14 protein-coding genes are annotated in these 12,949 nt (G+C 43.5%); 3 read left to right on the forward strand and 11 right to left on the reverse strand.

The annotated features are described in order from the left end of the window. Positions 1-80 precede the first annotated feature (80 nt). Positions 81-803 (reverse strand): SGNH/GDSL hydrolase family protein, encoded by a 723-nt coding sequence (locus KYS23_RS15835; protein WP_246604438.1) that lies wholly within the window; start codon positions 801-803, stop codon positions 81-83. Positions 804-1,132: 329 nt separating this feature from the next. Here KYS23_RS15835 and hemN point away from each other — a divergent pair, with 329 nt between their 5' ends. Next, positions 1,133-2,500, forward strand: a complete 1,368-nt coding sequence (gene hemN, locus KYS23_RS15840) for an oxygen-independent coproporphyrinogen III oxidase (protein WP_218419339.1) — start codon at positions 1,133-1,135, stop codon at positions 2,498-2,500. A 73-nt stretch (positions 2,501-2,573) separates the two neighbouring features. On the opposite strand, the gene KYS23_RS15845 is transcribed toward hemN, so the two are convergent. Genes KYS23_RS15845 through moaB form a run of 7 tightly spaced genes read right to left on the reverse strand, consistent with a single transcriptional unit; the run spans position 2,574 to position 7,372 of the window. Further along, on the reverse strand, positions 2,574-3,743 hold the full coding sequence (locus KYS23_RS15845) for an ATP-binding cassette domain-containing protein (protein ID WP_159529813.1): 1,170 nt from the start codon (positions 3,741-3,743) through the stop codon (positions 2,574-2,576). After that, on the reverse strand, positions 3,722-4,414 hold the full coding sequence (modB, locus tag KYS23_RS15850) for a molybdate ABC transporter permease subunit (RefSeq protein ID WP_159529811.1): 693 nt from the start codon (positions 4,412-4,414) through the stop codon (positions 3,722-3,724). Before modB ends, KYS23_RS15845 begins: the two co-directional genes overlap by 22 nt. Further along, positions 4,415-5,572 (reverse strand): molybdate ABC transporter substrate-binding protein, encoded by a 1,158-nt coding sequence (gene modA / locus KYS23_RS15855; protein ID WP_218419341.1) that lies wholly within the window; start codon positions 5,570-5,572, stop codon positions 4,415-4,417. Between the two features lie 2 nt (positions 5,573-5,574). Beyond that, positions 5,575-6,048, reverse strand: a complete 474-nt coding sequence (locus KYS23_RS15860; protein ID WP_013783772.1) for a molybdenum cofactor biosynthesis protein MoaE — start codon at positions 6,046-6,048, stop codon at positions 5,575-5,577. A 2-nt stretch (positions 6,049-6,050) separates the two neighbouring features. Further along, complete coding sequence (locus KYS23_RS15865; RefSeq protein ID WP_013783771.1) at positions 6,051-6,323, reverse strand: MoaD/ThiS family protein; 273 nt, start codon at positions 6,321-6,323, stop codon at positions 6,051-6,053. A 21-nt stretch (positions 6,324-6,344) separates the two neighbouring features. Next, positions 6,345-6,869 carry a cyclic pyranopterin monophosphate synthase MoaC gene (moaC, locus tag KYS23_RS15870; protein ID WP_218419342.1) on the reverse strand — a complete coding sequence of 175 codons (525 nt, stop codon included), beginning with the start codon at positions 6,867-6,869 and terminating at the stop codon, positions 6,345-6,347. Next, entirely contained in the window at positions 6,869-7,372 is a 504-nt protein-coding gene (gene moaB, locus KYS23_RS15875) for a molybdenum cofactor biosynthesis protein B (protein ID WP_129738855.1), read from the reverse strand. The genes moaC and moaB overlap by 1 nt, the downstream gene beginning before the upstream one ends. A 413-nt stretch (positions 7,373-7,785) precedes the next feature. On the opposite strand from moaB, the gene KYS23_RS15880 reads away from it, so the two are divergent. After that, positions 7,786-8,670, forward strand: a complete 885-nt coding sequence (locus tag KYS23_RS15880; protein ID WP_218419344.1) for a HesA/MoeB/ThiF family protein — start codon at positions 7,786-7,788, stop codon at positions 8,668-8,670. A gap of 165 nt (positions 8,671-8,835) precedes the next feature. Beyond that, positions 8,836-9,957 carry a M14 family metallopeptidase gene (locus KYS23_RS15885; RefSeq protein ID WP_218419345.1) on the forward strand — a complete coding sequence of 374 codons (1,122 nt, stop codon included), beginning with the start codon at positions 8,836-8,838 and terminating at the stop codon, positions 9,955-9,957. 20 nt (positions 9,958-9,977) lie between these two features. Here KYS23_RS15885 and KYS23_RS15890 read toward each other — a convergent pair whose 3' ends face one another. Genes KYS23_RS15890 through KYS23_RS15900 form a run of 3 tightly spaced genes read right to left on the reverse strand, consistent with a single transcriptional unit; the run spans position 9,978 to position 12,418 of the window. Beyond that, positions 9,978-10,718 (reverse strand): lipase family alpha/beta hydrolase, encoded by a 741-nt coding sequence (locus tag KYS23_RS15890; RefSeq protein WP_232370595.1) that lies wholly within the window; start codon positions 10,716-10,718, stop codon positions 9,978-9,980. Positions 10,719-10,726: 8 nt separating this feature from the next. Continuing rightward, a complete protein-coding gene (locus tag KYS23_RS15895) occupies positions 10,727-11,431 on the reverse strand; it encodes a fibrobacter succinogenes major paralogous domain-containing protein (protein WP_218419347.1) in 705 nt (234 codons plus the stop codon). A 36-nt stretch (positions 11,432-11,467) separates the two neighbouring features. Then, positions 11,468-12,418 carry an SDR family oxidoreductase gene (locus KYS23_RS15900; RefSeq protein WP_218419349.1) on the reverse strand — a complete coding sequence of 317 codons (951 nt, stop codon included), beginning with the start codon at positions 12,416-12,418 and terminating at the stop codon, positions 11,468-11,470. Between the last annotated feature and the right edge of the window lie 531 nt (positions 12,419-12,949).

The raw sequence follows: 12,949 nt of genomic DNA on the forward strand, positions 1-12,949 counted from the left end.
CCAGCGCGAAGCCGTTAAATATTGTTGGTTTTAAACACCTACTAAATGAATAATGTATTGTAGGGGTGAACCTTTCAGCTTCAACCAACATTGCTATTTTTACCGACCAATTCATCAAGTTCTTCGTTCACTAACTTCACAACAGCGTTAGACCACAATTGATAGCCTGCAACTTGCGGATGAAAGCCATCTTCAGCCATGTATTTGAGCGTGTTGTCTGATTGATCATTACCTATTGGGTTTAAGGTTAGTGTGAGTACGTTAACCCCATGATATTTGTTCACCAGCTTAAGCAAGGCGGTATTGAGGTACTTCGCTCTTTGCCCTAACACCCAACGTAACGGTTGGGGTAGCGCGGGAAATTCGTGCATAGGAGGCAGTGCGGTAAATACAACTGACCTGCACTGGTATCGCGCTTTTAGTATTTCAATTATTTGCGTGACATTACTACGCCACCGGCGCAAGGACGTAAAACCCGTTACATCATTTACCCCTATTGAAATAACCGCCACGTCGAACGAGCTGCATTGAAGAGGCGTGTCGAAACTATGGGTAGAAGTGATTGTTGAGAGGGACGTTGAATTAGCATCATACGTAGGATCAAGGTTGGGTTTAGCCCGCTGCAACATGGATAACAAATCCGTACTGTTAACCCCTGTCTTGGCCTTTAATTCCCAATCAACGCAAAAGTTTTCCGACAAACTGTTAATTAACCAGCCAGACAGTGCTTGTTCTTGAGTAGATACACCCACGCCAGCGGCAGCGGAATCTCCCGCAATAAGCAACGCCAAGGGAGCCTTCATTTGCTGACAGCTTACCGGAACGCCGCTATGCGCATCGCCTTTAAGATGCACCTTTTTGGGGGCATTGCTAGCGCACTGGCAGCAACCCACTCTTTTACCGGAAGGTTCCGGTAATTTGAGCGTTTTTTTCCTTACCAGCAGGCCTTGTACTAGCAAAATTGGAAAACTGACTATAATGAGTATGTTTAAGAGCAAAACCTTGAACGAGATCAATAAACACCTTACTAGTTTGCATTATTATCAATGATGAAATGGGTTTACCACGAAAGAAAGGCCACCTGTATAAGTGTCTTTCGCTACTTTACTAGCAAACTAAGCAGAAAATACCTATGAATTCGCCAATTGATCGCGCCACAAGTACAATTACAAAATATGCACAACAGGCGCCACGTTACACTTCTTACCCTACTGCGCTTAAATTCGAGTCGGTGAACGACGGGTTATTAGAGAGCGCGTCTGAAAACTGCGGCGCCGATACCATAAGCTTATATATTCACATCCCTTTCTGCGAACAGCTTTGCTATTACTGTGGCTGCAATAAAATAGTAACTCGCCACAACGAAAAAGCCGACCATTACCTTAGCTACATTGAAAAAGAGATGGTAGCGAAAAAATCGCTTTATAAAGATAAGAAAGTGGTAGCCCTTCATTTAGGTGGAGGCTCCCCAAGTTTTCTTTCAACGATACAACATACCTATTTAATGTATCTGATTAAGAAACACTTTCTTATTTCCAGCGAAGCTGAATTTTCAATTGAGTTAGATCCTAGAAATGTGACTTGTGAATACTTAAAAGATTTAAATGAATTAGGTTACACCCGTGTTAGCTTTGGTGTACAAGATATTAATGTAGATGTTCAGCAGTCTATCAATCGGGTTCAAAGTACCGCACACATTGCCAAATTAGTGTTTGATGCAAAAAACATAGGCTATACCTCGGTCAATTTGGACTTAATTTACGGTTTGCCCAAACAAACTATGGAGAAGTTTCGCACCACGGTAGTGGCGGTAAAAGCCATGTCACCCGACCGAGTGTCACTTTTTAGCTATGCCCACTTACCAGACAGATTCGCAGCCCAACGCAAAATACCGCTAGATACCCTAGCCACCCCTGATGAAAAAGCGGCAATGCACCAAATGGCAGTAGAAAGTTTTTCTAAAACAGGCTTTGAAATGATTGGTTTAGATCACTTCGCGAAGCCCAGCGACACACTAGCCATGGCTAAGCATAACCACGTATTGCACCGAAACTTTCAAGGCTACACCACGCATAAAAACAGTGACTTACTTGGTTTGGGCGTATCTGCCATTAGTACAATAGGCAATGCATATGGCCAGAACCCCAAACAACTTAAAGACTATTACAACCGGTTGGACAACGACATACCGCTAACCGCCAACGGCATTGCGTTAACCCTAGACGATCGCATTCGTCGAGACGTGATTATGTCTTTAATGTGTAATTTGTATTTAGATAAGAAAGATATTGAAGACAAGTACAATATTAAATTCAATGGCTATTTCTGTATTGAATTAACGAGCCTTAAATCGTTAGTAGACGACGGTATTATTGAACTTCGCGATCGATATATTAGTGTGCCAAATAAGTCTCGCATTTATATAAGAGCAATATGTGCAAGATTCGACGCTTACCTAAACAAAGGTCACCATATTTCACGCTATTCTGCGGCAATTTAGGCAGTGGGAGTTTAGGGCCGGGAATTTAGCACCTAGTAATAGTAAACGCAGCGCTTTAAAACGCTTTGCAAACCTACTGAAGTTTGAACCTAGCTACCACGGATAAACCAGGTTCAAGTTTCAACCGTTCAATCGACAAGGTGCTTACTCTGGCATACAACGCTTGATTACCATGGGATAGCACCACGATTGCGGTTTGTAGTTGATGTTCTTTAGATTGCGGTGTTTCAGAGAAGTAAATTTCCGCCACTTCGCACGGTAACGCGTTTAAAATACTGCTAGAGGGCACATTCACTTGTGTATTGGTATCAATACTCACCTCGCTGGCAAAAACGGCTATTTTTCCTCGCTGCGGATACTGGTAAGTGCCTACCCTTTGCTCATCTTTGTTTTCCGTATTCAGTTTATTATCACATTGCACGGTAGCTTTGGCGTAAAGTACGTTGCCGCTTACATTCAAACGTGTAAATGGATAAGGAAAATCTTTCGACTTTTGAATTACCTCGCCTTCTAAAATTGCACAGGGATTTTCTACACTTCCCTGGCTGGCGATTTTCGCCATAACGTAAGCTACTGAACCCGTCGCCTCTACCGCGCCATCAACTACAGATATCAGCCCATCACAGAATAGAGCCAAGTCTTGAACATCGTGAGACACCATGATCAATTTTATATTTAAGCGCCCACAGGTTTTGACTAGAAATCGCAGAATTTTGCTACGTAAAGCTGCATCTAATGCGCTTAACGACTCATCAAGCATCAGCACATCTGGGCCATTAACCAGTGCACGCGCTAATGCCACCCGCTGCGCTTCACCACCTGAAAGGCTGCCTATTGATTTATGCAGCAAATGTTCGCACTCACAACCAGCAATAGCATGTTCAACTGTTAACGCCTTTGAGCCAGCATGACGTTCGGCCAGTGCTAAATTACCTTTTACATTTACATGAGGAAATAGCATAGGCTGCTGAAATACCAAACCTACCCGCACGCGGATGGGCGCGCTATTTACGTTTATTTCCTTGGTTGCTGAATGCGCGTTAACTGTTGCGCTAGCAATAGGTTTAGCATCTTCAGCAAACCAATTAACACTTACTGATGCTTCTTGTTCGAACCCAGCTAGCGCACGAAGCAAGCTGCTTTTACCCGCACCTGATGGCCCGGTAATACCCACTACCTGCATGGAAGATGGTAATGCGGCTTTCGCACTAATGCGGTTTTCTAACGAGATATTGAACTCCAACCTTGCCCTCCTTTTCCATTAAAGCGATACAGCAGCGTAAGCAGTAAAAATGAAAACAATAGTAGCCCCAACGAAAGTGCATGTGCTTGGCCATATTCTAAGGCTTCAACATGTTCATACAATGCAATTGAGAGCACTTGGGTTTCGCCTGGAATATTCCCCCCAATCATTAGCACCACACCAAATTCACCAATGGTATGGGCGAAACTAAGGCCAAATGCCACTATAAATGGGGCTTTGCACAAAGGAAGTATGATGCTGAAAAACGTCTCTATTTTTCCAAAGCCTAATGAATGCGCCACTTCAACATACCGTTTATCGAGTTGAGTAAAGCCGCTATACAAGGGCTGCAGCGCAAAGGGTAATGAGTAAATAAAAGAGCCTATCACTAAGCCTTCAAAACTAAACGCTAGCTGATGGCCGGTGAGCCATTGCCACCCTTCCCCAACTGGGCTTTGGGGCGAAAAAGCCACCAACAAGTAAAAGCCGAGCACGGTGGGGGGAAGCACTAAAGGTAATGCAAGTACCGACATGAATACGGGTTTTAATTTATGTTGCCAGTTTGCCAACTTCCACGCCAGAGGAGTAACCAATACCATTAACAGCACGCTGGTTAAAAAGGCCAGTTTTAGGGTTAACCCTACCGCAGTAAAGGCGCTATGTTCTAGCATTTATGGTATACCCCTAGTGACTCTGTTATCTACTCGCTTGTTCTCATTAATACTGGAAGTTACGCTAACCGATAATGAATCATCAGCGGGTTGATAACCCCAATTGGGCAAATTTCCCTGTACGTCTAATGACAATAAGTAACGAGCAAATGCAGATGCTGCGGCTTTTCTGTCGGCTGCGGCGGTAACTGCAAGGCTTTGTAATATTGGTTGATGCAGGGTGTCGGGAATGAGTATTGCCCCATCGCCTTCAACATCGCCTTCAACATAAGCATTGCGCCCAGAAATATTTTGCTCATCAGCCTCATTTATTCGCTTATCAGTCCAATTAATTCGCTTGTCAGCTAGGGCGAGGGAGTATGCCACCAAGGCATAATCGGCGTTACCTGTAGTAAAAAACTGATAGGTTTGAAGTACGTTTTTACCCATCACAATATGGGGGGAAACAGCATTCCACTGATTGGTATTAACAAGATACTGCTTTGCTGCGTTGCCATAAGGAGCAAGTTTAGGGTTAGCGATAGCCAGCTTTTTCCCAGCCAATGCCCCAGCAGTAAAGTGTGGTGTTGAAGCTGTAGTATGAGAAGACAGAAAGGCCAACCTACCTTTAGCGTAAACATGCACATCTTCAGCGTTAACACGCCCTGCCTTTATTAACGCATTGGGCCTAGCAGTATCAGCAGAGAGGAATACATCAAATTGAGCACCATGGGTAAGCTGCGCAAATAGGGTTCCACTGGAAGAAACGGTAACACTTACTTCTTGCCCGGTTTTCTTGAAATAATCATTGGCGATACTGCGTAAAGGCTTGGCAAAATTTGCGGCTACAGCAATTTGTAATGGCGAAGATAATATGGGTACTGCCGTGTCATAAATAGCGGCGTCTTCCTTAGAAGCGACTATTTCATGGTGTTCATGGTACTGATGGTTGTTTTTAGAAATGGCATTGTTATAAGAACTAGTCTTTTCATATGAAGAGAGATTACTGTTTGATACTGCCGCATTACAGGCAAGACACAGAGTAAAAAAAACAACAGGTAGAAACGTACCCGCGCGGCCTTTAGGTTTACCAACTTGCATGCTTAAAAACGCGGGGGAAATTCTTAAACACGCGAGTATCATTTTTGAACACGCCGGTATCTTTGCGCCAACCGCCATTGCTATTTTTCTCTCAGCCAGGCCAAAGCGGCCTTATCGTCTGAGGACTTTACGTCAACCCATCGTGAATCATCTCGGGTGAACTCTTTTTTCCACAAGGGGACAGATTGCTTAAGCATATCCATTAAAAAGTTAGCGCCTTCAAATGCCGCAGCGCGATGGGGTGCGGCAGTGCCAACCCAGACTATTTGCTCGTCGTTATATAATCGGCCAACACGGTGAACCGCGCCTGCCGAGGTTAGCGAAAATCGAGTGATGGCTTCTTGCACTAAGTTGGTTAGGGCTTGCTCTGTCATGCCAGGGTAATGTTCAAGCTCAATACCTAAAATATTACCATCGGCATTGTTGTCTCGTACCAAGCCGGTAAAAGTAACAATAGCGCCTACATTGCCTTTGGCTTTTTGGCTAGCTTCTTGGCGTAAGCGATTGTATAACCACTGTTGATCGAAATCGGCGTCGCCAATTAATGCGAACATGATTACCCCCCTGTTACTGGTGGGAAAAAGGCTAGTTCGTCACCTGGTTGCACATGAGTTTGTATATCGCACAGTTGCTGGTTTCGCGCCATTAATACACTGCCATTTTCGCTACCAGCAGAGGCACCAAGCGCTTGCGACCATTTGTCACTACGGCTTTTTAGCAAGGTAATAACGTCACCCATAGTAACGGCGCTTTCAGGCAGCGTTAATGTAAAGCTACCTTCTTGGGTAATTTCACGTAATTGCGCAAAGGTTTTCACGGTTACATTCATGTTGAGTCCTATGAAGGTAAATTACTCACCTAATGTTTTATTGTCGTTGATGTGGCTGCTAGCCGGCTCATTGATGCTCTGCCAATGACCCGTTTTACCCCCTTTTTTATCGAGTACCTGAATGCCTTCTAAGCGCATCCCAGGATCGATAGCCTTACACATATCAAACAAGGTAAGCAGAGCCACGTTCACACCGGTAAGGGCTTCCATCTCTACCCCTGTTTTGCCATTTAGTTTACAAAAACAGGTGGTTTTTATGCGGTTATTTTCGGGCTCGATGGCAAAGTTTACATCTACTTTCGAGAGCGCAAGAGGATGGCACAACGGAATGAGATCGGCGCATCGCTTTGCCCCCTGAATACCTGCAATACGCGCTACAGCAAATACGTCGCCCTTGGCAATAGTGGCATTACTTATTTGGGCGATTACCTCTGGACTGGTATATAAATACCCTTGGGCAGTGGCTTCTCTGACGGTTACTGCTTTATCGCTAACATCTACCATGTTAGCTTCGCCGCCTGCATTTAAATGACTAAATGTGGCCATTACGACACCAAGTGTTTAACGAAGTTACAGGGTTTAAAATCGACATCTAACTGGCTAGCAATAATTTTTTCCCAACCGGTTTTACAAGCGCCTGTAGAGCCGGGTAAGCAAAAGATGACGGTATTGTTGGCAAAACCAGCAATAGCACGAGACTGGATGGTAGAAGTACCAATTTCTTCGTAGCTTACCTGGCGAAACAATTCACCAAAGCCATCGACCTGTTTATCGAACAACACACTGATAGCTTCTGGCGTAGAGTCTCTGTGGGTAAAGCCCGTGCCACCAGTAATTAATATACCGTGAATATCGGGGTTTGCTATCCACGCCGACACTATAGCGCGCTGCTGATAGATATCGTCTTTTACTAAGGCTCTGTCGCCTAAGTTATGCCCCGCAGTATTTAATGCGTTAGTTAAATAATCCCCTGACTTATCATTTTCAAGTGTGCGGGTGTCAGAAATGGTAAGTACCGCCAAATTAAGCGGCTGACTAACTACAGACATAAGAAATCCTAAATTGATATGCGACATTTATTCAGGCTTTGATAAAGTACGCCTAAATTAATACATCATGTTACGTTCAGCTTACCACATTGATGTATGCGGCAACATATACTGCGCCAGCGGCGCTCCGGTTTTTTAGTCAGACGCTGAGCTGTTATAAAGAGTCGATTTTATAACATGCTGCGCCCAACCTGAAAATTGTTGTGGATTGGGAGCATGACTCATTGCCTTGTACCAATATGAATTAAAAATAGTGGTAAAGCTAAAAAGAACAACGTAAATAATACAATTTATCTATGAGGGTAAAAGCATTGTATTCAATAGCTTGGATGTCAATTACTTGGGCAACCAGTTTCCTTTTTGCTACTGTGCCTTACTTGCTCACTTATTTTTACACTAAGGTTAATGCGTAAATGAAAACCCCGCTATCTACTAAGCAGGTAATGCGATACAACCGGCAAATTGTACTGCCTCAAGTTGATATTGATGGTCAGGAATTGTTGGCGTCGTCTCGCATTCTAATAATTGGTGTAGGCGGTTTAGGTAATGCGGCGGCCACGAGCTTATGTGGCAGTGGTGTGGGCAAAATTACGCTGATAGACAACGATATTGTTGAGCATACCAACCTCCCCCGCCAAACCTTGTTCGATGAAAGCCAAGTTGGACAGTCAAAAGTGATGGCAGCGAAAGTCAGGCTATCGCAAATGAATAGCGATTGTGAAATTGTCAGTATTGAAGCGAGTTTGCTTCAGGATAATATACCACTTCCTGCTGGAAACAGCGCTAGGGAAGAACGCACTGAGTCAGACAGCGCAGAGGGAGGGGCTACTATGAGAGGTGCTACTGCGTTAGAGAAAGCTGAAATCAATACCCACAAACTGTTTAGCGAGCACGACATTGTGCTTGATTGCACCGATAATACTCAAAGCCGCGACCTTATAAACCGCTTGTGTTATAAACACAGCGTTCCTTTAATTTCTGGGGCAGCCATTCGCTTTGAAGGTCAATTATTCGTAGCTAAACCCGGCGAAAGCCAATGCTATGCGTGTTTACGTAGGTTATTTAGCGCGCCTGAATTAAGCTGTACCGAAGCAGGTATTTTTTCGCCCATCGTGAACATTGTAGGGACCTACCAAGCACTGCTTGCCATGCAGGTATTAATGGGAGTAGGTTCAGTTCCGGTAAATACCTTGTTGACCTTCGATGGTTTGCAGCATGAATGGCAACAATGGACGCTACCCGCCACACTGCAGTGTGATGTTTGTGGTAATCAGAATAAAGAGGTTAATGAAGGTTAGCGCATATAAGTGAAACAAGTATTAGCATGGGCATTTTATAAGTTCCTGCATAAGTACTTATATTGGCACTAATATAAGCACTAATATAAGCACTAGCATTAGCGCTAACGAGAGCATCAATAACTAACAACGACATGAATAACAACGAATTAAAAAGAGAGAGTTATGACAACTGAGGTTGTTAAGCAGCATATTGTCGTGGCGCAAAACGCCTCTGGCAGAAACATGAATGTGCCCATTTACAGAATGCGAGGCGCAAGACCCGGCCCCACCGTATACATTCAAAGTTCGATACATGGCGCCGAAGTGCAAGGTAACGTAGTGATATACCACCTTATCCAACGCTTAAAAAACATGGATATTTGTGGTGAAGTGATCTTGGTACCCAATTGCAACCCCGTGGGCACTAATATAAAAGCCGGCGAATACACCATGGGCCGCTTCGACCCTGTCAACGGAACCAATTGGAACCGAGGCTATCATTTTGACAAAGACAGTGTTGAGCAATTTGCTAACACCGTGACCCCAGAAGAGTCGGTACAAGGCATAAAGCAGCGTTTCAGAGCATTTTTATCAAACGCGATAGATACCAAGCTTGCCACACCTTGGGGTTTGGGCTTAGCACAGCAGCTAAACTTAAAACTACAGCAATTAGCGGTGAATGCTGATTTTGTACTGGATTTGCATAATGGCCCTGTTTCAACACGCCATATTTATGTGCCTGAGTATGCTAAGCCCAGCGCTAGCCTGTTTAACATACCCCACTGTATTTTTATTCCTAATGTTTTTGCTGGCGCATTAGATGAAGCTACTTTTTGCCCATGGTGGACGCTACAAGAAAGTATTGAGGCAAACCTGCAGCGAAATATTGAGTTTAACGTTGAAGCTTTTACGCTTGAAATGGGTAGCCAAGAGGTGATTAATTTCACCGAGGGTGATGTGGATGCACTTAGTATACTCAGTTACCTAAATGCAAAAGGCGCACTACACAATTGTGATGTTAAGCCTAATGATATGACTCGGTTAGGGGTAATGCTAAAAGACTATAAAACCCTTTTTACTGACTGGGGCGGCATGGTGGAATACCTAGCAAAACCGGGGGAAAGCATTAAGGCTGGTGAGCCCCTTGCGAAAATTCTAAATATTGACGAGCTTGATAACGATAATGGCAGCCGCTTATTAAACGCTCCTTGCGATTTAATCCCTATTTTGCACTTTCCGTCTGCATCGGTATTAAGTGGCACACAGCTTTATAAAGTATTTACTAATTACGAAACGCTCACCTAACAAAGGTGAGCAGCATGGCGCTAGTGGTCAAATGCGCCTTTTTGTAAAAAGTAAATAGTTTGCTTTGCCACTTCTTCGCTATATCGCATTTGAGAATGGCCAACGTCGATGGTGATAAAATCAGTCATGCCCTCCAATTTAGTAGACTCTACTGATACCAGACCATCGTTTGGCCCGTTGAACCTGTCGTTCGTTAAGCCTAACGGCTTGGTGCCCGCAATAATGCCAATAGTGAAATCTACCGCATCAAGGTTATTGCCCAAGCTTCTAGTGCCAGTGACTAACGCACGGCTAATTCCCCCACCTAGGTTCATTAACCAGCTGTCATTATAATGATCGGCTAATTCACTGCCTTTGTTTGGTGTACCTACCAGTACTACCTTTCCCACGTTCACGACTTCTAAGGCTTCTTCATGATTTTGCAAGTATGCTCTAATGACTAAACCACCAAGAGAGTGCCCTACAAAATGTACTTTGGGGGCATTTTGTAGGCACACATCTATTTGGCTGGCTGTTTCATCTAATACCGAAGCCACACTCACCCCGATGGTAGTGTAGTCTAATAGACATACTTTATAGTTCGCGTTCTCCAACCGCTTAGCAAAACGCCACATTGCCCAATCACTTCTACCCAACCCGTGGGCTAGCACAACAATCTCATCATCTGCTTGGTAATTAAGCGGCTTCGCTTCAGAGTTAGCACAACCCGTAGTTAGAAAAAGCACTAGCAATAAAACCGTTAAAACAACTGTTCGGAGCATCATTTAACCTACATTTTTACGCACCTAACCGATAACATATAACTCTTTTTGAGTTTAGTTCGGCGAATTTCTCCCTTATGAGAGTTCCACCACGAATAGGCAAGTGTTCTAGCAAAAGCTTCTTTTTGAGTGGCATTACTGCTTGTCCAAAACTCAGTATACATGCCTTGGGTTATATACCAATTACCAAGCTTTACACCCGCTGGCGTAGCAGAAAATTTATACTTATTGACTTGGGACTGGTCAAAACGCTTGAACAAAGTATTTGGCTGCGCAGCTTTAAGTGTAATAGACACGTCTTTCTCGCCTCTCCATCCTTCTTTATCAAGATCAGATTCGGCAATACCAATAGCTGCCTCTAGCGATTTCCAGTCTTCATCTGATGCCACTCGCCATCCCGCAGGACAAATATTTCGCGAGTTGGAAACATCATTCCAATCATAAAGCCTGCCATAGCTTGATAAATTTTTGTCGTTATCATCCGGGACGAAACCCGTATTAACCGGGGTACCGTCCTGAAATTTAGTCGACCTTAAATTCTCAGCTAGCCAGACTCTATCGCCAATTTTCACAGTGCGATAAACATTACCCTCAATATCTTGTATTAAGCTTTGAGAAGCCTGTTGAGTATTGCTTAACTGACTACTATTGTTAGCCGATGAATTCATTGTTATTAACATACTGATACCCACACCAAAAATTAATTTTTTCATCTTTGAGCCCAAGCATAAAGCGCCTTTCTTATTAAATTAAAGCGGCCAATCAATAGCAGTTTCTTTCTCAGAAAGCGCCCACAACCGAGTTAACGCGTCTTTCTGCACAACAAATGATTCAAGCTTACCCTCACCTACCGGGCCACCAAAATTCATTAGCCCCGTTGGGCCATAATAAGCACGTTCCTTTAAGTTTTCTTCGGTGGCACACATTACCTCTGGGTACGCGCCCTTTTCAGCCGTTTGCGCAAGGCCGATCTTAACCATTAATGCCCACGAAATTCGGGTCATTAAACTCGCGCTTTCCCTAATAAGGGAAGTATTAGAAGCCCCAGGGTGACAAACGTATACCTTCACATTTTTTCCAGCGGCTTTGATTTTGTCTTGGAGTTCATAGGCAAACATCATTTGAGCTAGCTTACTTTGGCTGTACACTTTATTTGGATGGTAGTTCTTATCCCAATTCATGTCATCGAATTGAATGGCTCTTAATCCCATTTTGTGGCCTTCACTAGACACCACTACAATTCTGCCTTTTGATGCTTCAATTCTTTCAAAGAGCAAACCACATAATAAAAAATGACCGTAATGGTTTACCCCTAACTGACTTTCAAACCCATCGACAGTTAGCTGTTGTGTGGAAATTTGAGCAATTGCACCATTACTCACAAGCGCATCGATTTTAGGCACCTTTTCTAGTATTTCTTGCGACGCGCGCCTTACTGACGCCAATTCCGCTAAATCTAATTGTATAAAGCTGACTTTAGCTTCATCACCAAACTCGGTTTGTAGCTTGGCGATGGCAGCTTCTGATTTACTAGGGTTACGATTTAGCATTACCACGCTCCCCCCTTTCGATAGCAAGATTCGCGTAGCCTGAAACCCCGCCCCACTATTTGCGCCAGTGATTAGAAACGTTTTTCCCGAAAGAGACCCCAAACGCTCGGGAGTCCAACCTTTAGGGCCAAATGGGTTATTCGTCGCCATAAAATTACCTGCCAATGTTGATTATTCAGTCACCGCCTTGCTTGTGGTAACCCGTGTTAGTCTTTGTTACGTGCTTTAAATTCAAACCGCACCATAAAGTGCATTATAGTGCTTGAAAGCTAGATTTATCAGGCGTAATAATCGCTAAAAAATGCCTATTTGTATCAATAAATTTATTTTTAGGTTTGCTTACAGTAAGGGGATTACTATTGCGGAATTTAAGATTTATTAGACAAAAATAACTTTGCAAAAATACTGTTTATTTATACAGCCTCATATTCAGTTGCATAAGTCCGATTTATTACGGAATTTTTCCGCCTTTCTTGTGGTGTGCTTTAGGGGTTATAAATAATGACTTGCCAATCAGGAGCTTAAAAAATAGACTGGGACAATAAATCAATGAAATATGGAAATTTTCCACCTTGCATAAAGGATTTTTTCCGTACACTAAATTGTTAGCCATCAAATGGAGTTGTCGATAGAATGAATGAAAAAGTTCTAGCTTTGGGTCAAAAATGTTTACGATTAGTG

The sequence above is a fragment of the Alteromonas lipotrueae genome, assembly GCF_019249255.1.
In the GTDB taxonomy this organism is placed as follows: domain Bacteria; phylum Pseudomonadota; class Gammaproteobacteria; order Enterobacterales; family Alteromonadaceae; genus Alteromonas; species Alteromonas lipotrueae.